Raw genomic sequence first — 22,814 nt, 5'->3', positions numbered from 1 at the left:
CACTCACTTTGCTGGTAAGTTTAACCGTAAAATCGAACAGAGTACGCTTATTTTATTAATAAATATATCAGTAAGTGTTTCAGATCAATAAAATTAAGAGACTGTAGAGTTACAGGGTAGGTTATGGAGTGCCAGATTAGCAACTTATCCAGTTGCTAATCTGGCGATGAATTGTGTTATTCAAGCACGATCTTGGACGAGGCCGGATAGCTGGTACAGGGGTAGATGCTGTTACCTAATTGTTGGCCGGAGACTTTGCCTGAGATTAAGCGTGTACGGCAAGTCCCACACATCCCGGTTCGGCAGCCATGTTCAAGTTGTATGCCTTGAGATTCTGCGGCTTCAAGAATTGTTTGGTTGGTTTGGGCATCAATTTCAAACTGTATGTTTCTTTCTTTCAGCAGGACGGATGCACGGCCTTCCAGTCGGCTGGATTCATCGACAGAGACCTCAGGAGGGCGGAAGTTCTCCACCTGGAGATTATCCAAATCATAACCCGTGGACTTCAAATGGGCGACGACCTCATTTTTGAATGATTCTGGCCCACATAAATAAATATGTCTTTCGTTAATGTCTGGATACATTTCTGCCAGTTGATGGGGCAAGTGCGCTTGAGAGGAAGTATCCTTTGGTTGCGAATAGCTAAAGTTGACAGTGACGGATTGACCGGTCTGTTCCAGTTGTTTCTGAAAAATGGTTTGTTCGGGGTTTCTGGTGCGGTAATAAAAGGCAATGTCGACGGGCTTTTTAGTGCTTTCAAGTGCCTTGAGCATGGCGAAACAAGGAGTCACTCCTGAACCGGCTGAAACAAACAAGAGCTTTTCCTGAGAACGATAAATGAACTGTCCTCTGGGCGAAGATATATTAAGGATCATGCCAGCTCTGCCGTATTGATGGAGCCAGGATGACACTTTTCCATCCGGGTTATTTTTCACGGTGATGGAAACCGTGTCTTGCTGGATTTCAGATAATGTATAACAACGAGCGGTGGGTGAGCCAGAGTTGTCAGTGTCTACGGTGATCTCGATGTGTTGTCCGGGCAGAGGTTGTTTGAAATGCTGATTTGGCAATAACACAAAGGTTTTGGTGTCCGCTGTTTCCTGACGAACTTCGATGATCTTTGCTTGGCATTGATAGCTCCATATGAAGGAATCAAACGCCTGGGTCGCTATATTCATCGTATTGCTGGCGAAGTACTCTAGGCGATCTCTTCCTAAGTGCTTGATCAATAAAGGGTGTAGTTTTTGTTTCATCTTACCCAACATTGGAAGTTTCCTTTTCTAAAAAAGAAGGCGCTACTTGTTGATCTTTTTTATCAAAAGAATATTGCCACAGAAGTCCTATGTAGTTGCGAATGGCTTGCCACCAACTTTCGTTCGTTTTGTACGGTAAGTTGTATTTTTTACATACGGCCTGTACTTCAAGTGCGATGTCAGGGTATCTGTGTGAAGGGATATCCGGGTACAAATGATGTTCGACTTGATAGTTTAAATGGCCCCAAAGAATGCTCTGCAATCGTGACCCTTTAAAATTGACCGAAGAATCCAATTGCGAGACATACCACTTGCCTTGGTGTTTAATCGCATCTTCCGGTTGCAGGGGTTCCGTTAAATGAGTGGCCTGGATGGTCAGGGCAATCCAGTAGTTGTTCAATGCATCCGCAAGCAGGTTAGCGAGGAAAACTTTAAAAAATCCCGAACCAGTGAACAATGCAAGCAGAGGAAAAACCCCGTATTCCTTCACCCAAACGCGCCAAATGGAACGACGGTGGCGTTTTTTGATTTCGTCATCTGTCAGAGCTTCACTGTTTTCGAACGTTGCATAGCCCTGGTTGCCTAAAGGAAATCTTTGTTCACGAAACTTGTCGTTTTTTCCCAGGTTTTGAGAATTAAAGTTATACAGCATGGCTGGATATACGAAGAATAAATAGATAGGTACCTGAAAATAGTGCCAGACGTTATGAGGGATTTGAGCATTGGTTCGTAAGAATCCGTGATTCAGATCCGGGTCTTTTTCATGCACATTAGTATGTACATGATGGATGCCATTATGCTCCTGACGCCAGGCGGCTTCATCCACAGGGGCTTTCCAGCGGAATTTACGTGAGTGAAACTGGGGGATTTCATCAAATGAGTCGTATTGGCCATGCAAGACGTTATGGCCTATTTCGATGGATTCCAGATTTCGGTGAAGAAACAGAAAGGGGACGCCCAGCAAAGCGAAGGGGCCGGGAAGAATCCAGATTAAACCACGGCCAATTATTTCAAACAGGCGTGAAAATCGTCTGATCTTTTTGATGTAGTGTACATCTGTATCGCCAAGATCTCGTCTGTGTTTTTCTTTAATGTGCTCGAAAGCAGCGTGGATTTCTTCGTAATTATTGCCTGTAGGCTTATTATTTTCGCTCATTGTCTTTATTCAGGTAAAAGAAAGTGAGCGGAAGAGTAGAATCTCTTTCAAGGTTTGTCTACAGGCAATAAAGTTACAACTGTTTCTTTTTTAGTTTAGAACCCGTTTTCAACCAACACTTCGCTCAGTGGCAGCTGGCCGCCACGAGGGTAAGGTTGAGTGTCACTTTTACCAACCGCAATCATCATCACGACCAAATGATTTTCCGGAAGGTTAATTAATTCGGCTACTTTATCGACATCAAAACCAATCATCGGGCTGGTTTCATAACCCATTGATTTAGCTGCGAGCATCAGAGTTTGTGATGCAATGCCGCATGAGCGCATGGCTTCGTCACGCTGCTTTTGCGGATAGTCATGATAGAAATCCTTGATCATTGGCACCAGAATGTTGCGCGTGGTTTCATCCGCATTCGCCCAATAGCGCTCTGGCTGCTCTTTCCATGCATCAACGTTAGCACACAGAATAATCAGTTCAGAGGCTGTGCTGATTTGTTCTTGGCCCCAGCCAGCTTCTTTAAGTTCCGCACGAAGTGCCTGATCTGTGACACGAACAAAACGCCAGTTCTGAATGTTGTAGGAAGTTGGGGAAAGAATAACGGCTTCCATCAGCTGTTGAAATTCTTCGTCTGACATTGGCGCGTTATTGGCGTAGTGTTTGATTGCTCTGCGTTGTTGAATTGCTTCGAACGTTTTCATTGTAAGTTTATTCCCTTAATTTAATCGATTTTGAGAGCCAAAAAGAAAGTCCATTTTTATGGCGCAAGTTGAGTGTCAGCACCTTAAACGTAATGAGACTTAATCTTGACTACGAAAGATCATAATAGTTTGTGGTTTAAATAAATATAACTTTTTGGTCAGTAATTTGGTTTTATGGTTATAAAGGATTGTTTAGCTATTAATTCTGGTTCAATAACCCTCTCATGCCATTCATCTGCTGAAACAGGTTCCATGACGACAGAAACAACGGAAGGTTTACAGTGGCTCACCGATACAATAACTTCCTGAATTCTATTGGATATTTCAGATTTTTGTTCGTCTGTTAATCCCGGGTAGTGTTTAATATTGATGTGGGGCATAACGGCTCTCCTGGTGTTTCTTTTAATTGTTCGTCTTGTTGATAGTTGATAAGTACATACTAGATTGTTTCTTGTTTGGTGATAATATCTGCTTGTGGAAAATAACTGTTGAGCAAATGTTTACAAAATAGGTAAGTTACATTGGCTCTCTAAATGAGTTTTCTCAATTGATTCGGTTAACTAATAGTTGGAAGTATGGACAGTTTTGGCGTTCTTGAAGTATTTGTAGCGGTGATCGAAAACGGCAGTTTTTCAGGAGCTGCTAAGAAATTGGAGGTTTCGAAATCTGCTGTTAGCAAGCGAGTGTCGCAACTGGAAGTCAAATTAGGGGTCAGGTTGCTTCACAGAACGACCCGAAAATTGAGTTTGACCGAAGCCGGTCAGCGATACTTTGAACACGCGTTGAAAGCTTTGTCGGCAGCAAAAGAGGCGGAAGATGCGGTGAGTCAGATGCAGGATCTACCGAAAGGTTTGTTACGAATTAATGCGCCAATGTCATTTGGTCGCTTGTATCTCTCTAAAATTGTTCCGGAATTCTTAAAGACATTTCCGGATGTTGAGATAAGTTTGCAACTGGACGATAAAAAGGTGGACTTAGTCGCTGGCGGTTACGACATCGCCATTCGGGTGGGTGAGTTGGCGGACTCTACTTTGGTGGCGCGAAAACTGGCTCCTTGTATCAGCCGTTTGTGTGCCTCGCCGGATTACATTACGGAGTATGGGATGCCTGTCGCTCCGGAAGATCTCACTCGTCATAACTGTGTGCTCTTTTCTTACTCAAGCGACGTGAATGTGTGGTCACTTTCGAACGGCGAGAACCATCATCAGGTTCAGGTTTCCGGGAATTATCGCGTTAATAATAGTGAAGCCCTTAAAGAAGCCATCAGCCAGGGAGTTGGTATCGGCCGTTTACCTTTGTACGTGTCGCAGGCTGCGGTAGCTTCCGGGGAATTAATACCGGTATTGCCTGACTATCAGTTACCGGAGCAGTCGTTTTATGCGGTGTTCCCGGAGCGTCAGTTCTTACCCGCCAAAGTGCGAGTGTTTATTGATTTTCTGATTCAGAAATTTTCCGAGCAAGGTTTCTAAGTATAGAGTTGTCAGCGAAAACAGAAGCGTCAGTAAATTGCAGAAGCGCCTGAGATTTGCGCGATACGCGCATGGCGTAAATTATCTGAAAGGGCGGGTTCGACCTTTTATTTTAATGGGTAAACCGGCCGGTTAGATAGATTCTTCTGTTTGATGCCTTGTCTGGTTTGATAAACTGCCTGGCAGTTTTCCCGTTTTTCAAGGAAGTATAATAATGGTTTCTCAAGTCGAAGATGTATTGGCTTTTGCCCCAAAAGTAAATCGTGTGACAGATGCGTTATTTCGGCCTGTCGAGCGATACTTTGCTCCAAGGTCGTTTGGTTTAGATAATATTCCAAATGATCGCCCCGTTTTATTCGTAGGTAACCACACCATTTATGGTGTGCTTGACCCTATCTTAATATTGCGCTCGATACATAAAAGCACTGGGCGTTTGCCCAGAGCTTTGGCAGATCATATGCATTTTAATGTGCCAGGCTGGACGCCATATATTGAAAGCATGGGGATCGTTGAAGGCACCAGAGAAATTTGCAGCGCTCTGATGGCAGATAGACAATCGGTGCTGGTTTTTCCGGGTGGCGCAAGAGAAGTTTTCAAGCGCAAAGGGGAGTCCTATAAGTTGGTGTGGAAGGAACGCCTGGGCTTTATTCAAATGGCGCTGGAGCATGGTTATGACATTGTTCCGTTCGCCAGTGTTGGGCCTGATAATGCGTATTCTGTGTGGTGGGATGCGGAAGACATTGATGGTTTATTAAGTCAACGCATCAAACAATCCGGCTTTTATCAGAAAGTTCTGAGAAATGGCGACCTAATTCCCCCGGTGGCGCGAGGCTTAGGGTTGTCCGTCATTCCACGGCCTGAGAAGTTTTACTTTTCTTTTGGTGAGCCTATATCTTTGGCTTCGGCCAACAGTTCATCCGATAAAGAAGTTTTAATGGCGTTGAGAAATCAGGTCGCTGAAGCCATCGAAAATCAAATTGGGGAACTGTTGTTGATTCGTGAACAAGATACAGATAAGAGTTTACTGCGAAAAATACTGACCGCACTTTGATGGTAAATTTCTAATGGTGTTTGTCTTAAGAGATTATCAGCAGGAAGCGGTGAACGCGACGATTCAGCATTTTCGTAAAACCAATGAGTCGGCGGTCATCGTTCTGCCGACGGGCGCTGGTAAAAGTTTGGTGATTGCTGAACTGGCCCGATTAGCGAAACGTAAGATTCTGGTGCTGGCACACGTAAAGGAGCTGGTTGAGCAAAATCACGCTAAATATGAGAGTTACGGTCTTCAGGCCAGTATTTATTCGGCAGCCCTTAATCAAAAAAGTACTCGTCATCAGGTAACGTTTGCCAGTATTCAGTCGGTAGCCCGTAATCTGGATGATTTCTCTGAAGAATATTCTTTGGTGATTATTGATGAATGCCATCGGGTCAGTGGTGATGTTGACGCCGTCAATATTGACTCCGAAGAAACAAAAAACAACGAGAGCCAATACTTACAATTAATTCAAAAGCTTCGATCTCATAATTCCAATTTAAAGGTACTTGGTTTAACTGCAACGCCTTATCGGATGGGAATCGGCTGGATTTATCAATACCATCATCACGGCTTTTCACGGTCAACAGACATTAGACCATTCGTTAAATGTATTTATGAGCTGCCATTAAATTATATGATCAAAAAAGGGTATTTGACGCCGCCCAAATTGATTGATGCGGCCATTGCCCACTACGATTTCTCTGGCTTAAAAGCGCGAGCGAACGGTCAGTACCCGGAACAGGAAGTGAATAACCTGCTGGCTCAGTACCCGAGGGTAACTGAGGGAATTATTGATCAGGTTAAATCATTGGTGACGTCAACAGAAGGCCAAACCCGGCAAGGCGTAATGATTTTTGCTGCAACGGTTAAACATGCGCAGGAAATCGTTACTTATCTTGATCAAGGTGAAACGGCATTAATCACCGGGGATACTCCCAATAAACTTCGAGCCGAGTTGATTGGTCGTTTTAAACGTCGAGAATTAAAATACTTGGTTAATGTGTCAGTGCTCACCACGGGTTTTGATGCACCCCATGTTGATCTGATTGCCATTTTAAGACCAACAGAATCCGCCAGTTTATATCAACAAATAGTCGGCCGTGGATTACGGTTATCCGAAGGTAAAAAGGATTGTTTGGTGATTGATTACGCTGGCAACGGGTTTAACTTATTTCATCCGGAAGTGGGTGGTCAAAAGCCCAACTCAGAAAGTGTGCCTGTTATGGTGCATTGCCCTCAGTGTGATTTCGCTAACACTTTCTGGGGCAAAGTCGATGAGGCTGGCAATCTTATCGAACACTATGGCCGTAAGTGTTGGGGTTATGAAGAGACAGATGACGGCGACCGAATTGAATGCGATTATCGTTTTCGTTTTAAAGAATGCCCTCATTGTGGCTCAGAAAATGACATAGCAGCACGAGAGTGTACTTCCTGTCATGAACCCATCATTGATCCTGACGACCAATTAAAAGCTGCGTTGCAACTGAAGAATGCAATGGTCATCCGTTGTGCGGGTTTGTCATTTGAAGCGAATAACGGCAAGCTGAAAGTCATTTATCATGATGAGCAAGGTGAAGAATTAAGTGAGTTGTTTGACCTTTCCAATAAGGGACAGCGGCATTACTTTAATCTTTATTTTGGACGTCGTTTCAAGCAGGGTTCAGAACCCACAGAATTTGGGGATTTGGAGCAAGTAATTGCCTGTCAGCGGGATTTTACAGCACCGGATTTTGTTGTTGCACGCAAAGCGGGAAAGTTTTGGCGTGTGAAAGAACGTATTTTTGATTACGATGGCGCGTATCGTAAAGCCAATGAATTGTAGAGAATCCACCAATAATGGCCAGATATACTAAGAACAAATCGAAAGATAATGCTGTATCAGAAGAAACCAAGCAAGAAGCCATGGCGATTGCCAAAGGTACTCAAAAGCCAGGGCAAACTAAGGAACAAACCAAACTGATTGCTCAAGGCATTCAAAAAGGCATTGATCAATATAAGAAGCAGCAAAAAGCCAAAGCCCGTGAGTTTGATAAACAAAAGAAGAAAGCATTGGCGGCGAACCAAGCAGAAACTGCTTCGGAAGTTGAATCTGAGGAGGTTGCAAATTATCGGCTACCGTGGTTTTTACTAGCCGCATCTTGGGTGTTATTTGGGTTAAGTTGGTTTGTTTTCTTTAATGCGTAAGAAACAGGATCAAACAGGAATGAAATCATCGACTAAAGGGCTTTTGCTCTCATTATTAGTTTGTCCGGGAGCCGGGCACTTGGCCCTTAAAAAATTTATACCCGGTGTTGCCTTTATGAGCGTTGCGGCCTTGTGCATTTATTACCTAATGACGACAGCCTACACTTATGCGATGACCGTGATTAAAAAAATTGAGGCAGAAGGTGTAATACTTTCTCCGGAAAAGATCATTGAACTTGCGCGCTTTCAACCAACCGGGTCGCAAATGGATTGGATTAATCTGGCGACTTACACCCTGATTTTATTATGGGTTGTTTCTGGTTGGGATGCCTATCGACTCGGAAATAAATTGGATCAGCACAACAAGAATGATACTCGAGCTTAAGAACCTGAAAATACCTTGTGTAGCTGCCTTAGCTGACCTGATTGGCAATTTGGTGGCTTCAAGTGATGGGTTTAAATTTAACGTATACCGAATATGCCAGTGTAAAGACTAAGCACAGGAAATATCATTACATCAAAGGAAGGATGAATGGCAGATCAAAACTTTAGCAACCAGTTGAAGCAATTGGCTCTTGAATTTGAGTCAATGACCGATAACTACCCACATTTACTGGAGCAGGCGATCAGTGATCCGGAGAGTGGAAAATGGTCTCCTGATTATTTTACCTCCCTGGAGCCTTATGGAAGTGAAATTCAGCATAAAACACCACCCTCCAGACTGTTGGTCAACTCACCAGAAGTGCTGAGCAGTGACACTCTCTCACTGGTACTTTTAGGTTCCCATGGGGCCGAGCTGGTTAGAACCTTCTATGGAGATAAGATCTATTATGATGACATCTATATTTATGACGATAACGCCATTAAGAGATACCAGATTTATCACAGTGACGGGGACACAAAACCGGTTCTCATTGAGCTTTTAGTGTTGACTGAGGAAGGTTCACCTTCACAGTTTTTAACGTATTATGACGGTGCATCGCTGATCATAAACTATACCTCGAATAACCAAGGTATCCTCTCAAAATCCTACATCCCTTCCGATGGTGCTCTTAAAGAATACAAGACAATGAGGATTGATTTCGAAGATGGCCAAGTAAAAGAGATTGTAGACCTTGCAAACAGCTCGCTGATTTACAGCCTTGAGGAAGCAGCCAAGCCTCTGTCAACCTTGTTGGCGGAGTATCAGGACCGAGTAATGGCGATGATCATCGCGGGCCTTAAAGAGCGTCCACCGGAAGCGGAGGATGTAAGCGGGATGGTTTTGGAATATTTTTCTGAAAGTCCTTTTCCTCCTAGCATAGGCCTGCCAACCGCTTCGGAGCGCGCGAAATGGAAGGGCGACTCTGTTATTTGGTGGTTCAACGCTGCTGATATGGAATATTTCTATGAATGTGAGTTTTTCTATCAAGACAACTCCGATGAGCTGCTGAACGCCAAGCTTGAGGAATTGGACTTTGATTATGTTGTCGATATTGTGGATGCTTTTTATCTGGAGCTGGCCGGTAGGATAGTGAATTCTCCGGAAATCCGAGCGCTACTTTCGGCAGACGATAATTTCTTTTGCACCGCTCATGACTATACCTGCGGAACAGACTTGGGGTTACTGAAGAAATTTTTACCGAACTCACTTTATCAGGAAATTGAAAGCGAAGTCGGGGCCCCTGAAGAATTGGGTGAGGATCAAGTCTTAAGTGCATTTGGTAAGTTGAATTAGTTCTGAACAAACTGTTTTATTCAGTATTCAGGGATGAAAATGAAAGGAAGTTGTTTGTGCGACAGCGTTGAGAAGTTCGGGAATGTATTGGATGCCTTTCGATTTGCTTCCTGTTGATGTAGAGGCCAAGGTGGTAGCCCCTTTGTGTGTTAACACAGCCTCTGGCTGGCATGTGTTAGACACCGATGTTGAGTCGTTTGAAACGCTGTCCGAACTCCAGAAATTAAAGGGAATGTTAGCTGGTGGAGATTAATACTTGTTTCGCCAAATCAGCTCAAAGTTAAAGTATGGGCAATTTACAAAAGCAATTATGAAACTAATCCCTTATACAAAGCTCAGTATTGATGTTGATGCAGACATAGAGACTGTGCGGTCGAAGCTTGAGCCACATGTTGAAAAGTTTTGGACCAACGGGAAAGTGTGGGGCAAAAGAACAACCTTTGAAGGACAAGCGAGTAATACAGGTTTTAAGTTGTATAGAAATTTAAAGTATCAAAATAGTTTTTTTCCTGTGTTTGATGGTGAATATATAGCCTGTGAACAGGGGACAAGAATTAACATCAAAGCTAGGATGCTCTTATTTACAAATGTATTCATGATTATCTTTTTGGGAGGAATACTCTGGAGTATTATTTTCTCAATTTTCGAAGGTAAAGAATTCACCTTTATGCCCTCGGTTATATTTGTACTAAGCTGGGTTTTTATGTGTGCAGGATTTTGGCTTGAAATTCCAAAAACACTAAAGGCGCTACAGCGAGTTTTTGAATAGAGACTGTAGATAGATTGGAGTCAATGGGGTGGGAGTCAATTTGGCTTCTTACTCTGTCCCCAATTGATTCTTGATTACTGACCCCATTGATTCCATTTTATACTGCTCAGAAAGCCTTGACCCCGTGTTGGTATTAGTTCATCACTAACCCTGCCATACGATCAGCATCCGGGTGGCCTTGATTGGTCATTACATGGCTCAGCGCTTCAATGAATTCTCGTTTTAAAACAATGGCGGTTTCTTCGTTGGGTTTTGTTAGGTTTAATAGGGTGTAGGGTTCCGGTGCAAAGTGAATGTCTTTCCACATGCTTCGGCAAAGCTCTGAATACAGCAGTTGTGATAGCTTGTTTGATTGACATAAGGCATTCATGATCGAAGTGTTTTGTATTGACCATAAATTACGATAGGTCATTTCTAAAAACAACAAGGTGTTGTGACTTTTGTTGCTAACCAGCTCTTCCAGGAAGTCGTACAGCAAGGTTAAACAATAAGGTTGCCACAAAGCATCCGGTAAATGGGTTTCGAGGTTGATTATTTGGCTCATAATCCAGCTAAGGCCAATATAACAACCGGATTTACCCGTCAAACGTTCCACTTCATTTAACCAAGCTTGAATGTCTGTCGCATTATGTTCCCCGTAGCCTTCAACGGCTAATCTTCCTTTTAATAACCCAAGGTAGACAGTGCAGTGGTCACATTCATACCGAAATAATTGGTAAGCGGATCTAATGATCCTGTCTTGCGCAATGGAACGGTCTGCCGATGGTAAATGATAGAGCAATCGCGCCAAACTGTTATAGGCTAAAGCAATGTATTGCGGAAATACCTTTGACATGGCATCCAGTAATGGAGTGAATATCGCTAAGGTCATCTTTTCCGGATGACGGCGTAAATATTGCAGAATGAATAAAATGGGGGCCTGAGCATAATCCTCCGACCCTGAACGTCTTTTTCCTGTGTGGACTGAGGGCAGCAGCGCAATCGCTTGTTCTACTTCGTCAGCAACCACAAGCACTTTAATTAAATCACAACGATCAAGAATGGATTTCTGATACTTTTTAAGCTTGGAGGCGTTTAGCACGTCTGCGATAAAGGCTTGATCCTGCCAATGGTCTTTGGCGGTTTGTAATAATAACGCCGTGGTTTTACAGGTTTTTAGCAGCGCTTTGCTGTCTTCTACTTTCCCTGAGTAAGGTAAGGGGGGGGCGGCTATTTCTGCATCCGCCGTCGTTAAATAGGGAGTTTTTCCTCTATCCCCTCTGCGATAGTTGGGTACCCATTCGTTAGTAGACGTTGCCTTACCCAGGTTGGCAATAATTCGGGCTGCCCGTGGCAAGTCCTCTTGCAAAATCCAATGGGTCGCAAACAAAGAGAGAGGTTCCGTTCTTTCATTATTGATAAAGAACTGTTCGGCTTTGAGGAGTAACGCTTCATCGAGAAAGGGCAATAATCGTTTAGTGTAAATACCAAACTGATCGCCTTCGGGGTAACCCATTTTTAAATACTTCAATACTCTATCCGGTTGTCCCTTAAAGCCCTGAGCTGCCCCCTTAACTAATGCCTCTTTTTGTGAATGGGTAGGGATTGTGTTGTAAATCTGCTTCAATGCTTCATCCGATAAACACAGCTTACACCCGAGTACAAAGCGATTCCCTTCCCTAGTGTAATAACGATTGGTTTCATCTTCTTTTATCATCCGAAGTTCGACTTGTTCATCAACCCCGTCCTGACCTGATTTTACTGCATCGGCTAATACATCATCTGCACTGGGTGCTTTAGAGGCTTTACTTAAAATAAAGTCATTGATTTTTGAGATCGGGTCATCCACCTGAGACCAATCAAGCCTAATAGATTCAATAATCTCTTTCAGCTCGGAAACTGACTCACCTTGTCGATAATAATTGGCTAGTGACAGGGCTGTGTTGGCTTTAGCTTGAAGCTCCTGATCCCAGATATTGTCTTTTAAGGCTGTAGCTATTTCCCACCAGCCTTCATGGTTTAATTGAGCAGAAGCATTCGCCGCTGCAACCGCCGCATCAAAGGTACCGGCTGCTCGGACATCTTTTGGCGCACGGTGACGAGCTAATTTCATGAGGCCTTTAACGCTTTTTTGAACTGCAGGGTGGCCGCTGTCCAATTTCAGGGTACTGAATGCCTGAATGGCAATACCATAGGCGGATACTTCCTCGCCTCCATTCTGAATCATTGGTCGTAGCGCACCTATGCCTGCTAAGGTCATCAGTGCCTGATCTTTTTGAGACCCCTCATCAAGACCTAAAACAACGTGTGACCAGGTGTTAGCTAAGGTTTCACGGTAGTAGCTATTAACATGCGGCATTAATTGCAATGCTGTCTGGTGTAAGTTTTGTTGAGACAGATGTTTTATGACTGAACTCAGGATGGCATCCCCCGATGAAAATTCATTACGGAACAGGATGTCATCTTGGGTTAATAAAATCCCAACCTTTTCTGTCCAGACACGGGTTAATTTGTAATAAATATCTGAACTCTTAACCGAACCAATGGCGACATTTTCTCGCAAAGCTTCGGTAAACAGTGTTAGTTTTGTTTTATCTCTGGCTGAGTCAACCCATTGAATTTCTAAGATAATGATGCACAAATAATATTGTAATTCGTTCAGGTCTTTCAGCGCAGAAATAGCCTCTTCAGCCTGACCTTGTTTTACTTGTTCTAAGGCAGTAAGAAAGGGCTGACAGGTTTCTAGTGCGTTAGAGGATAATAATTTTTCAGCGGTTTCGAACCAGCCATGGTCAGTTGAACTCATAGATTCACTTCCTTGTACGAAATAAAACGAAACAGTAAACGCAGTTGGCTATAGTAAGCAGATTAATTGTCGAATGCGGTTAAGCGGGTCACACGGTGAAGAGGCGCTGTTTTGGGTTTTGATCCATTGATATGGTTGGTGTTGGCTTTCCATTTCCCCCTCAAGCCCGAATGAATCAATGGGTCACCCATAAGCCAGCCGGAGTCAACAGTCCTCACGATTTTGGATTTGAAATGTTTCTGCTTGTTGGCTTCTTACTCTGTATATGGTCTCCTCCCTACTTGCAAGGACTTTCCGCATAGATAACAGTGACAGGTTGCTGCCGTATATCCGGCCTGTTACGAGGTTTAAATCCTCTGGCCTTGATGAGCCTCCGCGCGCAAAGTCCTTATCGACCCCTCGATATCCAAGTACCTTCAGAGTAACCAGGTTTTCAGTGCGCCAGTGTGACCTGTTGTATCATCTAATGCCGATTGCCTTCGCAACCTTTGGGTATTTCTTTCTCTATATCTTTCTTAATACATTCTATCTTCAAGTCGTTCTATAACTTTCATTTTTCGCGACAATTACCCATGCAATTCGTACCAGTTTATTGGCAAGAGCAACTATCGCTTTATTAAAACCTCGTTTTTCTATTAAGTTTTTAATCCATAAGCTCAGTTTGTCTTCTTTTGGCTTTGCATGTATCGCCACCGCTCTTGCTCCATGGATTACTAAACTTCGTAGATAAGCATCACCTCGGAGTTATAACTAAATCTGGTGTTTGGACGGTTGAAAAAAGGCAGCGTATTTGATTGATTTGATGTTGCGAAGCATTAAACCAATACGAGGAATACGCCACCATGAGTAAGAGTAACGTTGTTGATATCGCGAGTCCAGATACGACCCTTGATCCACTGACAGAACTGTTGAAATCAGGGGCTCGACAGTTAATCCAGCAAGCCGTTGAAGCCGAGTTGCAGGAGCTGTTATCCAGTGTAAATGAACGGAGATTACCTGATGGTCGAGCTGAGGTTGTCCGTAATGGATATTTGCCTGAGCGAGATATCCAGACCGGTATCGGCCCGGTGACCGTAAAAGTCCCGAAGGTTCGTGCTAAATCCGGTGAGCCTGTTACATTCCGATCCGCCTTGATTCCTCCTTATGTGCGCAAAACCCGTTCTGTCGAGGCTGCCTTGCCCTGGCTATATCTGAAAGGAATCTCCTCTGGAGAGATGGATGCGGCATTGGAAGTCTTAGTCGGGCCGGATGCCAAAGGACTTTCTGCCAGTACGGTCTCACGCTTAAAGCGTACCTGGGCCGAAGACTACAAGCAGTGGCGACAACGCTCATTGAATCGCGACCGGTGGGTTTATATATGGGCTGACGGGATTTACAGTGGCTTGAGGGCTGAAAGTGCCAAACTGTGCTCTCTGGTAATCGTTGGCGTCAATGAGAAAGGCGAGAAGCACTTTCTGGCGATTGAAGACGGCGTACGGGAATCGACGCAAAGCTGGCGAGAAGTCCTTCTTCAACTCAAAGCTCAGGGCATGAATACGCCTGAATTGGCCGTCGGAGATGGGGCTATGGGGTTTTGGGCTGCATTGGAAGAAGTCTTTATGGAGACTCAACAACAGCGTTGCTGGGTACACAAAACCGCCAATGTGCTAAATAAACTGCCGAAATCATCGCAACCAAAAGCAAAACAAGCATTGCATGATATCTGGCAGGCTGAGACACGAGAAAAGGCAGAGAAAGCGTTTGACGACTTTATTCTGATGTATGAAGCGAAGTATCCGAAAGTCGTGGAATGCCTGCTGAAAGACCATAACGAATTGCTGGCCTTTTACGGGTTTCCGGCCCAGCATTGGCAAAGTTTACGCACGAGTAACCCAATCGAGTCGGCGTTCGGCACAATACGCCATCGAACGAAGCGTTCAAAAGGCTGCCTGACGCGAGATGGTATGCTGCACATGATGTATAAGTTAGGCATGTGTGCAGAGAAGAAATGGAGAAAGCTCCGAGGCTTTAATTACTTAGCGAAAGTAATAACGGGAGTAAAGTTCAGGGACGGGATTGAAGTAGCAGAAAACGATCAAGAAGCTGCTTAATTGAAACTGCCCGAACACCAGATTTGACAATAACTCGGTTTTGGTTCTTATGACTATCTGTTTTGGGATGGGAAAAATTGGTTAAACAGATCTTCTTCTAAAATTGTCGGTTGGTCTTTAGCTACAGAGGTTTTGAACCAAATTGATGCTGGTTGGCCTGAAAGTGACAAGCAAGTTGATATTGAATTTGAAAATTATCGAAAAACGCATGGTGATACTTCTGAAGACGATGATTTTGTTGAGATTGATTAGTACCTGCGTATAACCTTTTTTTGGTTATGATTTAAGAGTGAATTGAAATTGGTGTTGGTGTTGGTGTTGGTGTTGGTTCTGTTTGTTGGCTTCTTACTCTGCCTCTACTGATTCCTAATGCACTTCTAATGCACATAGCCGTAGCGGGAGCTCTGGCGTTAACTGGTGCCTCAGGTTCCATTTCAGATGATTTCTGGGAGGAGTTGCAATTTGTTCCTATTTTTCCAAGATTTCTGGGGTTACTGATAAATTTATGAAAGTTTTTGGGGGGCTTTAGGGAGGCCTTTTTAGTTTCAGTCGTAGGTATTGGTTTGTTGAAACTGCATCAGATAAAAGCCATTGCTTTCGACATGGCAATTAGTTCGTTGGTTTGATATCTTATGAAAAATATGGACTTAAGAGGCTGGCGGTAGCTTTTAAAGGATAAATTACGAGTTTTGTTTTTAGTTATGACATGTGTTGTCTATTAATTATTAGGCCCTCATTAAACATATGATCAAGGCATCTATATATTGCGCTTTTACAGTAGTGGTAATGTTCTTTCTAATTGGGATATTTCGGGATGCTTCTTCGATTGAAATTGATAAGAATTTTATTGCCGGTATGCTAATAGCGGCTGGGTTTCTCTGGGTTTTAGGGTTCATGTTTAGTGTTATTTTGCTAATCCCTCTAATCCCAATTTTTAAGCGCACATCGCTTGCTTGTTCGCTTATAATTTTTGCAGGTATTGGCTTTTATATTCCAGCATATCTTTCTTTTGTTGCAGCTACGATCTCTGCTCATGGAGAGACTCCAAATTTGTACAAAGTTGACAATACACAAGCTATTTTATCCATCATTTTTGGTGGTCTTGTTGGTGCTGCAGGTGCAGTAAGCGCATGGTGTAGTTTAAAAAGAGACACAGTGAAAAGTGTTTAACAATTATGTTCATTTGACGTTTTGTTCTACGTTCCGTTTTGGGGGACTAAGCCACATTACCTCCAAACTCTACTACAACCAAGAAGCAAATGGCAAAGGCGTTTAGAGTTAATAAACGATGAAGAAATTTGCAATTATTATGAGTTTACTTTCTATGTTTTGAATCATTGGGGTCTGAGTAGATTGGAATTTGATTTCAAACAAAGGAAGTTGCAAAAACTGATGGCCAAACGTAAGAGTAGTGATGGAAAAGAATACGAAAAGTTAGCTGAAGATATATTTAAAAAGATATTTTCAAATAATGTAAGCGCCGTAATTGATAGAGATGTCAAACTCGAAAGTGAATTTGGTGAAAGGCAGTTTGATGTAGTAGTTTCAAATGTATATGAAGACTATAAGGTTTCAGTAGTTGTTGAATGTAAAGATTATGGTAGACCAATTGACATCTTTTACATAGATGCTTATGTGGGAAAGCTACAGGATTTTGACGTAAAGCAAAGTATATTTATTGCAAAAAACGGATTCACAGCTAACGCTCTAAAAAAAGCAGCTGCTAATGGGGTTGTGTGCTGTACAGCGCAAGAAGCGTGTCATCCTGATTGGAATATTGACACTCTAATAGAAGTATATTTGATGGAGGTAATGCCCACCAAGCTTTCCCCCAGATGTAGTAATGTATACATTCGTCCTGGCGAGTCATTTTCGATACGTATGTACAATGGTATTGATGCGTTTAGTCTTTTTGAAGATAAATGGAAAAATGGTGATATAAATCTACCATCAGAAGGAGAGTGTGGAGTTATCACGTTTAAAGAAATCGCTCCTCCTTATTGTATGGATTTCACATCAAAGGAAGACGAAATAGAAACTAGAGATATTGGCGAATTAACATTCACTTTGGCATGGAAAAGAAGATATTTTAAAACTACTTTAGATAAAATCAAAAAAACACAACTTTTACAGTTTTGTGGAAAAGAGAATGCATTCCACCTATTCCTAGATCGAGCTGAATTATCTAAATATGAGGAAAGCATGACAGAGATAACTAAAGAGGACATAGATTCCTCAAAAGGAATAGTACTTATGATTTCTTCAAAGCCCGAAGTCAAGTTCGCTGAAATGAAATTAGAAGACTTCATTGCTGTCGAGGTATAGGTGTATGCTTAGACACACTTAGTAGTAATATTGAGAAACATATATAATACAGATAGGTTGCGCGCAGCCGTATTGATCTAACCTAAGAACCCTCTTTCACCGCCCAAATCAAAAACTCACGATTACCATCACCGCCTTTGATAGGGCTTTCCGTATAGTTTTTTACGGTCATCCCAAGGTTTGAACACATTTCGCGAATGTCTTTTTCAACCTTTTTGTACAGGGCAGGGTCTTTCACAATACCGCCTTTGCCAATGCCTTCTTTACCCACTTCAAATTGCGGTTTTACCAAAGAAACGAGGTGCCCACCGGTTTTCATGACGGGGGCGAGTGCTGGAAGAATTTTGGTTTGTGAGATGAATGAGACATCCATCACCACAATATCAAAGCCTTCATTGTCATCGGTATGCGGTAATACCAAGGCCGGGTCGAGTTCACGCGCGTTTATGCCTTCGTACAGTGTGACTCGTGAGTCATTTCGTAGTTTTTGAACTAACTGGTCGTGACCGACTTCAACACCTACTACGTGCTTTGCACCGGCTTGAAGCAGGCAGTCGGTGAACCCGCCGGTGGAGCAGCCCACATCCAGGCCGATCATATTCGTCACATCGATGCCGTTGTCTTTTAACGCCCCTTCGAGTTTTAAGCCGCCACGGGAGGCGTACTTGTCTTCTTCGTGGCTTTCGATCTCTAAGGGTTCTGAACCGTCTAATTTGAAACTGGGTTTGGTAATGACTTTCCATTGCGTGCCAAATTGCACTTTCACCCGGCCTGAGCTGATTAACTTTTGGGCGTGGGTTCTGGAGGTTGCGTGGTTTAAATCCACAAGAAGGACATCAATTCGTTTCATTTTAGCGGGTACTTAATGGTGAATCTGAATCAGCGGGCTGAAATTGTTATGGCCCGGAATCATACCAAATTGTGGGGTTGGAATCTTCCTTGGTATTTTCCTTAGCCGTTTAAAATTGATTTCAGGTACACTTGCGTCATTTTTTACTATGAGAGTCTTATCCATTGTCTGATTTAGATGAAAATGCCGTCGATGCGGCCAACCGGGAATCAATTGAGCTATTAACCTTGGAGTTAATGGGCAAACCATTACGTTTGATCACGGACAGCGAAGCGGTGCAACGCCTTTACTGGGGCGAGCAACTGGTGAGTTGCGCAGAACTGGCAAGCGTACAAATCAGTGAAATTGTGCACCGTTTTCAGTTACAGCTTCATGCGGCAGACCAAGCCGATACGACGGTATCGATCAGCTTGAATTTACAAGCGCAAGACAACAACCTCAGCTATCAGCTATGGGTGGGGGAGCGGCAACAAGAAAGTGGTCAGTGCCCGCTGCCAAGAGACGGCCACCTGGTTAAAGCCAAAAAACACACCAACCTCATTGGGCTTGCAGCGCTGGCGTTTAAATTATTAAAAAGCGCGAAGGTGGTGAAAGCGGTGTTGGCCGGGGCTTCAGTTGCGGGCTATGCGTGGTTATTCTCCATTGAATTTGCGCTGGTGTTAATCGCTTGTTTGGTGGCTCACGAATACGGTCATGTCAGAGCCATGCAATATTTTGGCATTAAGACCAAGGGCATTTATCTGATTCCGTTTGTGGGTGGTTTGGCGGTCTCAGACGATAAAGTGAACACCCGATGGCAGGATGTAGTGATATCCATCATGGGACCGTGTTTTGGCTTAATCATGTCGTTGGGCTGCTGGTTATTGTACGTCATAACCGATCTAGAATTATTTGCCGGTGCTGCGGTGCTTGGTTCACTGTTAAATCTGTTTAATTTATTGCCGATTTTGCCATTGGATGGTGGTCACGTTTTAAAAAGTATCAGTTTTTCCATGCGTTCCTGGGTGGGTCTTTCCGTATGTATGGCGGGCATTGGTTTGGGGTTATGGATATCTTATACCTTTGGCTTGGCTCTGCTGGTATTCTTTTTGATTGTGGGTGCGCTGGAAATTGTTTTTGAATGGCGACAACGACAGTACTCGCACTTAGTACCGCTGGATACTTATGGACAGGTATTCTCGGCAGTTTGGTATTTTCTGGTGTCGGCGGGCCATATTCTGGTGATCTTTAGTTTTGCTGATTCACAGAATCCTATTCTTAGTTTACCCATGAAAATTTTGGGGAGTTAATTCGGGTTGCACCTTTCTTGTCATCTTTTTGTCTTGTTTCTGACTCCGAACTGACATCTTCGTAACGTAAAAACTACACCCGTGATTTTGGTTGTAATTTTTGGAGATGAAAATGGCTCGTAATACGATGAAAGGTGTTTGGAAGTTGAGCCCTGTGGCTTTGGCGATGGGTTTTGGGTCTGCACTGTTGGTGGGGTGCAGCGATAATGACAGTGGCTCTTCGAGTGAACCAAGAGTACAAACGGGTGCATTTTTAGATTCGGCGGTTCAAGGTATTAATTATGCGACGGCAACCCAGAGTGGTGCCACGAATGCGGATGGCGAATACAACTATGTCGCAGGGGATACGGTCAGATTTTCTATTGGTGATTTGGTACTTCCTGCTGTTATCGCAACGGGTACTGTGACGCCATTGTCCATGACCAATTCAGAGAATCCTTACGATGCGGCTGCAAATAACATTGCGCGTTTGCTGCAGACGCTGGATTCAGACTCTAACCCGGAAAATGGCATCACCATTACTGAGGCATCGCACGCCGCAGCGGCAGGTCTGGCGGTGACGGACTGGGCAGACACTCAAACCTTTGAAGCGGAAGTGGCGGCTTTGGCGCCAAACCTTGTGTCTGCCGATCAGGCAGCGAAGCATCTCGAACAAACATTAAATGAAGTCAATACTACGGCATCCCTGACTTTGATTGGACGTTTTGCAGAAAACCAGCTGCTTGATGAGGGGATGTCCGAGATTGTTGCTTACCATAAAGCAAGTGAAAGTATCATGGTTATTAATGCGGCAGCCAGTCGCGTTGACATTCTTAACGCAAGCACATTAACCAGCAATGAGCTGGCTAACCCCTTATCCGCGTCTAACATGACCGCCCGGTCTCAGCTGAATATAGCGGCTGATGTCAATACGGAAACTTTTGCCTCCGGGGGAATTAATTCAGTTGCGGTTCAGGGGAATTTAATGGCCGTTGCCGTAGAAAACGACAATAAGCAGCAGGCCGGTGTGATTGCGTTTTATACCCTGAATGAAGAGGGGGCTGCTACTTTCCTGAAGTCGGTCACAGCAGGCGCCTTACCGGACAACGTTCAGATTTCTTCGGACGGGAAGTGGGTGGTCGCTGCCAATGAAGGTGAACCTTCGAAAGATTATACTGTTGACCCGGAAGGCAGTGTGAGTGTTATTCCTGTTACCAACGGTGTTCCGGCCGACCAAGCGAATCAGGTTATGTTTACTGCATTCAACTCAGGGGCTGCCCGTTCTGATGAGCTGCCTGCTTCTGTTCGTATTTCTCATCCGCAAGCGTCCGTTGCACAGGATTTAGAGCCTGAATATGTGGCGTTTTCTGCTGATAATACCCAAGCCTTTGTTTCTCTTCAGGAAAACAACGCCGTTGCTGTGATTGATTTGGAAGCCGGGTCAGTCAGTCGTATTTTTGGCCTGGGTTATAAAGATCACAGTGTTGAAGGCAATGGTTTGGATGCCAGCAACAAAGACGATTGTGATGCAGGAGACATTCAAGAAGGCGACTGCACAGCGCTGAACAATGGGATCAACATCAAAACCTATGCAAATCTTCGTGGTTTGTACATGCCGGACACCATTGCGAGTTTTTCTCAGAACGGCGTGAACTACGTGGTTACGGCCAATGAAGGCGATTCCCGTGAATATTTCTTTGAGGTAGAGAATGAGGACGCATGCACGGCTGCGGGTGGTCTTGATTACGACGAAGACGATGGTTGTTTGTCATGGATTGATGAAGTACGAGTGAAAGACCTTGAGGATCTGGATCTTTCATTGAATGAAGCGGTTTTCACTGATGAAACGATTGCGGATCAAGCAAATCTTGGTCGTCTGAAAGTACTTTCAACGGAAGGTGATACGGATGCCAATGGTTCGTTAGAAAACCTTTACTCTTTTGGAACTCGTTCATTCAGTATCTTTAATGCCGCCACTGGCGCATTGGTGTTTGACTCGGGTGATGACTTTGAGCAAATCACAGCGCAAGCGCTGAGCACTGCGGGCTTTAACTCCACCAACGATGAAAATGACTTTGATGATCGTTCAGACGATAAAGGCCCAGAGCCGGAAGCGTTGGCCGTTGGGTCTGTGGGGAATAAAACCTATGCGTTTATCGGCCTGGAGCGTGTTGGCGGAATTATGATGTATGACATCACTCAGCCAAGTGCGCCAAAGTTTGTTCAGTACACCATCAATCGTGACTTCGAAGTAGACATCGAAGAGAACCTGGCGGAAGCGGGTGATCTTGCGCCTGAAGGCATGAAGTTTGTTGCCGCTGAAGACAGCCCAACCAATAACGGCTTATTGATTGTTGGTAATGAGGTTTCAGGTTCAACTACGGTCTATGAAGTTAAATAAACTGGGTTTGACGATTTAATAAAAAAGGGCTGTGTCTGAAAGTCAGGATGCACCCGATACATGTCGTTAAAAATCCAAGGGCATTTTACTTGGAGCTTTATGCCGCAATCCTTGATTGCGGCTTTTTTACGGCCGTTCAGTTTTGTATTATTTTCACTTCCTGATTGAACTTTTTGTCGCTTTCGATATCCTATGGTTAATCTGAACACGAGATATTTCCAGTGCGGACAAAATTTACTCACATCTTAAGCATAATTTTGCTGATTTTTGCCTTAGTCGGGCAATCAGCTTCTTATGCCGTTGTGATGGATAAAACAGCGTGTTCTATGATGGAAAATATGTCGTCAGGTTCAATGGCTATGTCAATGTCGGGTAATTCCGATTCCGAACATCAAGCCATGAACCAATCCCTAATGGACGATGACTGTTGTGTTAAAGGTTGTACTTGTCCCATGAGTGGTTGTGGTGTGTCCGGCATCATGACAAACCATTATCTTTCTAAATATTCACACCGTGCCTTTGACGTGGGAATGTCACTGACTTCCGATGTTCCTCGTAACTACCCTGGCTCTCCCTATCGGCCTCCGATCGCCTAAAAGACAGGATAAGTCCGTCTTACTTTAGGCCTGCTTTCTCTTAATTAAACAGCATCACGCCAATGTACTTTGAACCCAATGTATTTTGAGCCTGATATTTGAGCTTGATAGTTGAGCCTGATAGTTGTGTCTCTGTTTTAGACTTACCCTGTTTTAAATCGATCGAAGTTGAGCGTTCAGTTTACGACCAATCTGCATTTTGGTCAGGATTTATTAG

At 43.7% G+C, this 22,814-nt stretch carries 20 protein-coding genes and 1 pseudogene; 14 read left to right on the top strand and 7 right to left on the bottom strand.

The window, feature by feature from the left end:
• Window positions 1-176: 176 nt before the first annotated feature.
• From ABD744_RS16765 to ABD744_RS16750, 4 genes are all read right to left on the bottom strand, one after another.
• Window positions 177-1,265, bottom strand: a complete 1,089-nt coding sequence (locus tag ABD744_RS16765) for a flavin reductase family protein (protein WP_344799702.1) — start codon at window positions 1,263-1,265, stop codon at window positions 177-179.
• On the bottom strand, window positions 1,255-2,409 hold the full coding sequence (locus tag ABD744_RS16760; protein ID WP_344799701.1) for a fatty acid desaturase family protein: 1,155 nt from the start codon (window positions 2,407-2,409) through the stop codon (window positions 1,255-1,257). The genes ABD744_RS16765 and ABD744_RS16760 overlap by 11 nt, the downstream gene beginning before the upstream one ends.
• 95 nt (window positions 2,410-2,504) lie before the next feature.
• Entirely contained in the window at window positions 2,505-3,107 is a 603-nt protein-coding gene (locus ABD744_RS16755) for a nitroreductase family protein (protein WP_344799700.1), read from the bottom strand.
• Between the two features lie 158 nt (window positions 3,108-3,265).
• Entirely contained in the window at window positions 3,266-3,487 is a 222-nt protein-coding gene (locus ABD744_RS16750) for a tautomerase family protein (RefSeq protein ID WP_344799699.1), read from the bottom strand.
• 195 nt (window positions 3,488-3,682) lie between these two features.
• On the opposite strand from ABD744_RS16750, the gene ABD744_RS16745 reads away from it, so the two are divergent.
• The 8 genes from ABD744_RS16745 to ABD744_RS16710 all read left to right on the top strand — a co-directional run bounded on the left by ABD744_RS16745 (window position 3,683) and on the right by ABD744_RS16710 (window position 10,282).
• On the top strand, window positions 3,683-4,576 hold the full coding sequence (locus ABD744_RS16745; RefSeq protein WP_344799698.1) for a LysR family transcriptional regulator: 894 nt from the start codon (window positions 3,683-3,685) through the stop codon (window positions 4,574-4,576).
• A gap of 214 nt (window positions 4,577-4,790) precedes the next feature.
• The gene (locus tag ABD744_RS16740; protein ID WP_344799697.1) at window positions 4,791-5,627 is read left to right on the top strand and encodes a lysophospholipid acyltransferase family protein; all 837 of its coding nucleotides are present in this window, start codon (window positions 4,791-4,793) and stop codon (window positions 5,625-5,627) included.
• Window positions 5,628-5,640: 13 nt separating this feature from the next.
• Window positions 5,641-7,434: a DNA repair helicase RadD gene (radD, locus tag ABD744_RS16735; RefSeq protein ID WP_344799696.1), complete on the top strand. Its 1,794-nt coding sequence runs from the start codon at window positions 5,641-5,643 to the stop codon at window positions 7,432-7,434.
• 14 nt (window positions 7,435-7,448) lie between these two features.
• Window positions 7,449-7,796 (top strand): DUF2956 domain-containing protein, encoded by a 348-nt coding sequence (locus tag ABD744_RS16730; protein ID WP_344799695.1) that lies wholly within the window; start codon window positions 7,449-7,451, stop codon window positions 7,794-7,796.
• A 19-nt stretch (window positions 7,797-7,815) separates the two neighbouring features.
• The gene (locus tag ABD744_RS16725; RefSeq protein WP_344799694.1) at window positions 7,816-8,181 is read left to right on the top strand and encodes a hypothetical protein; all 366 of its coding nucleotides are present in this window, start codon (window positions 7,816-7,818) and stop codon (window positions 8,179-8,181) included.
• Between the two features lie 147 nt (window positions 8,182-8,328).
• On the top strand, window positions 8,329-9,513 hold the full coding sequence (locus tag ABD744_RS16720; RefSeq protein WP_344799693.1) for a hypothetical protein: 1,185 nt from the start codon (window positions 8,329-8,331) through the stop codon (window positions 9,511-9,513).
• 91 nt (window positions 9,514-9,604) lie between these two features.
• Complete coding sequence (locus ABD744_RS16715; protein WP_344799692.1) at window positions 9,605-9,766, top strand: hypothetical protein; 162 nt, start codon at window positions 9,605-9,607, stop codon at window positions 9,764-9,766.
• A 3-nt stretch (window positions 9,767-9,769) separates the two neighbouring features.
• Window positions 9,770-10,282, top strand: a complete 513-nt coding sequence (locus tag ABD744_RS16710) for a hypothetical protein (protein WP_344799691.1) — start codon at window positions 9,770-9,772, stop codon at window positions 10,280-10,282.
• 133 nt (window positions 10,283-10,415) lie between these two features.
• Here ABD744_RS16710 and ABD744_RS16705 read toward each other — a convergent pair whose 3' ends face one another.
• Both ABD744_RS16705 and ABD744_RS16700 read right to left on the bottom strand, forming a co-directional pair.
• Window positions 10,416-13,067: a hypothetical protein gene (locus tag ABD744_RS16705; RefSeq protein ID WP_344799690.1), complete on the bottom strand. Its 2,652-nt coding sequence runs from the start codon at window positions 13,065-13,067 to the stop codon at window positions 10,416-10,418.
• A gap of 531 nt (window positions 13,068-13,598) precedes the next feature.
• Window positions 13,599-13,808: pseudogene (locus ABD744_RS16700) on the bottom strand (IS110 family transposase); the annotation flags it as partial.
• Between the two features lie 101 nt (window positions 13,809-13,909).
• Between ABD744_RS16700 and ABD744_RS16695 the strand changes: the two are divergent.
• From ABD744_RS16695 to ABD744_RS16685, 3 genes are all read left to right on the top strand, one after another.
• Window positions 13,910-15,157, top strand: coding sequence for an IS256 family transposase (locus ABD744_RS16695; RefSeq protein ID WP_344799689.1), 1,248 nt, complete (start codon window positions 13,910-13,912; stop codon window positions 15,155-15,157).
• A gap of 786 nt (window positions 15,158-15,943) precedes the next feature.
• Window positions 15,944-16,327, top strand: coding sequence for a hypothetical protein (locus ABD744_RS16690; RefSeq protein ID WP_344799688.1), 384 nt, complete (start codon window positions 15,944-15,946; stop codon window positions 16,325-16,327).
• A 222-nt stretch (window positions 16,328-16,549) separates the two neighbouring features.
• Entirely contained in the window at window positions 16,550-17,482 is a 933-nt protein-coding gene (locus ABD744_RS16685; protein ID WP_344799687.1) for a restriction endonuclease, read from the top strand.
• Between the two features lie 82 nt (window positions 17,483-17,564).
• Here ABD744_RS16685 and ABD744_RS16680 read toward each other — a convergent pair whose 3' ends face one another.
• Window positions 17,565-18,332, bottom strand: a complete 768-nt coding sequence (locus ABD744_RS16680) for a TlyA family RNA methyltransferase (protein WP_344799686.1) — start codon at window positions 18,330-18,332, stop codon at window positions 17,565-17,567.
• 164 nt (window positions 18,333-18,496) lie between these two features.
• Between ABD744_RS16680 and ABD744_RS16675 the strand changes: the two genes are divergently transcribed.
• The 3 genes from ABD744_RS16675 to ABD744_RS16665 all read left to right on the top strand — a co-directional run bounded on the left by ABD744_RS16675 (window position 18,497) and on the right by ABD744_RS16665 (window position 22,597).
• Entirely contained in the window at window positions 18,497-19,621 is a 1,125-nt protein-coding gene (locus ABD744_RS16675; protein WP_344799685.1) for a site-2 protease family protein, read from the top strand.
• Window positions 19,622-19,733: 112 nt separating this feature from the next.
• Complete coding sequence (locus ABD744_RS16670; RefSeq protein ID WP_344799684.1) at window positions 19,734-22,001, top strand: choice-of-anchor I family protein; 2,268 nt, start codon at window positions 19,734-19,736, stop codon at window positions 21,999-22,001.
• Between the two features lie 338 nt (window positions 22,002-22,339).
• Complete coding sequence (locus ABD744_RS16665; protein WP_344799683.1) at window positions 22,340-22,597, top strand: hypothetical protein; 258 nt, start codon at window positions 22,340-22,342, stop codon at window positions 22,595-22,597.
• The last annotated feature ends 217 nt before the right edge of the window (window positions 22,598-22,814 follow it).

Source organism: Litoribacillus peritrichatus (genome assembly GCF_039537985.1).
Lineage (GTDB): Bacteria > Pseudomonadota > Gammaproteobacteria > Pseudomonadales > Litoribrevibacteraceae > Litoribacillus > Litoribacillus peritrichatus.
This window is presented reverse-complemented; position numbering and strand designations above follow the sequence as displayed.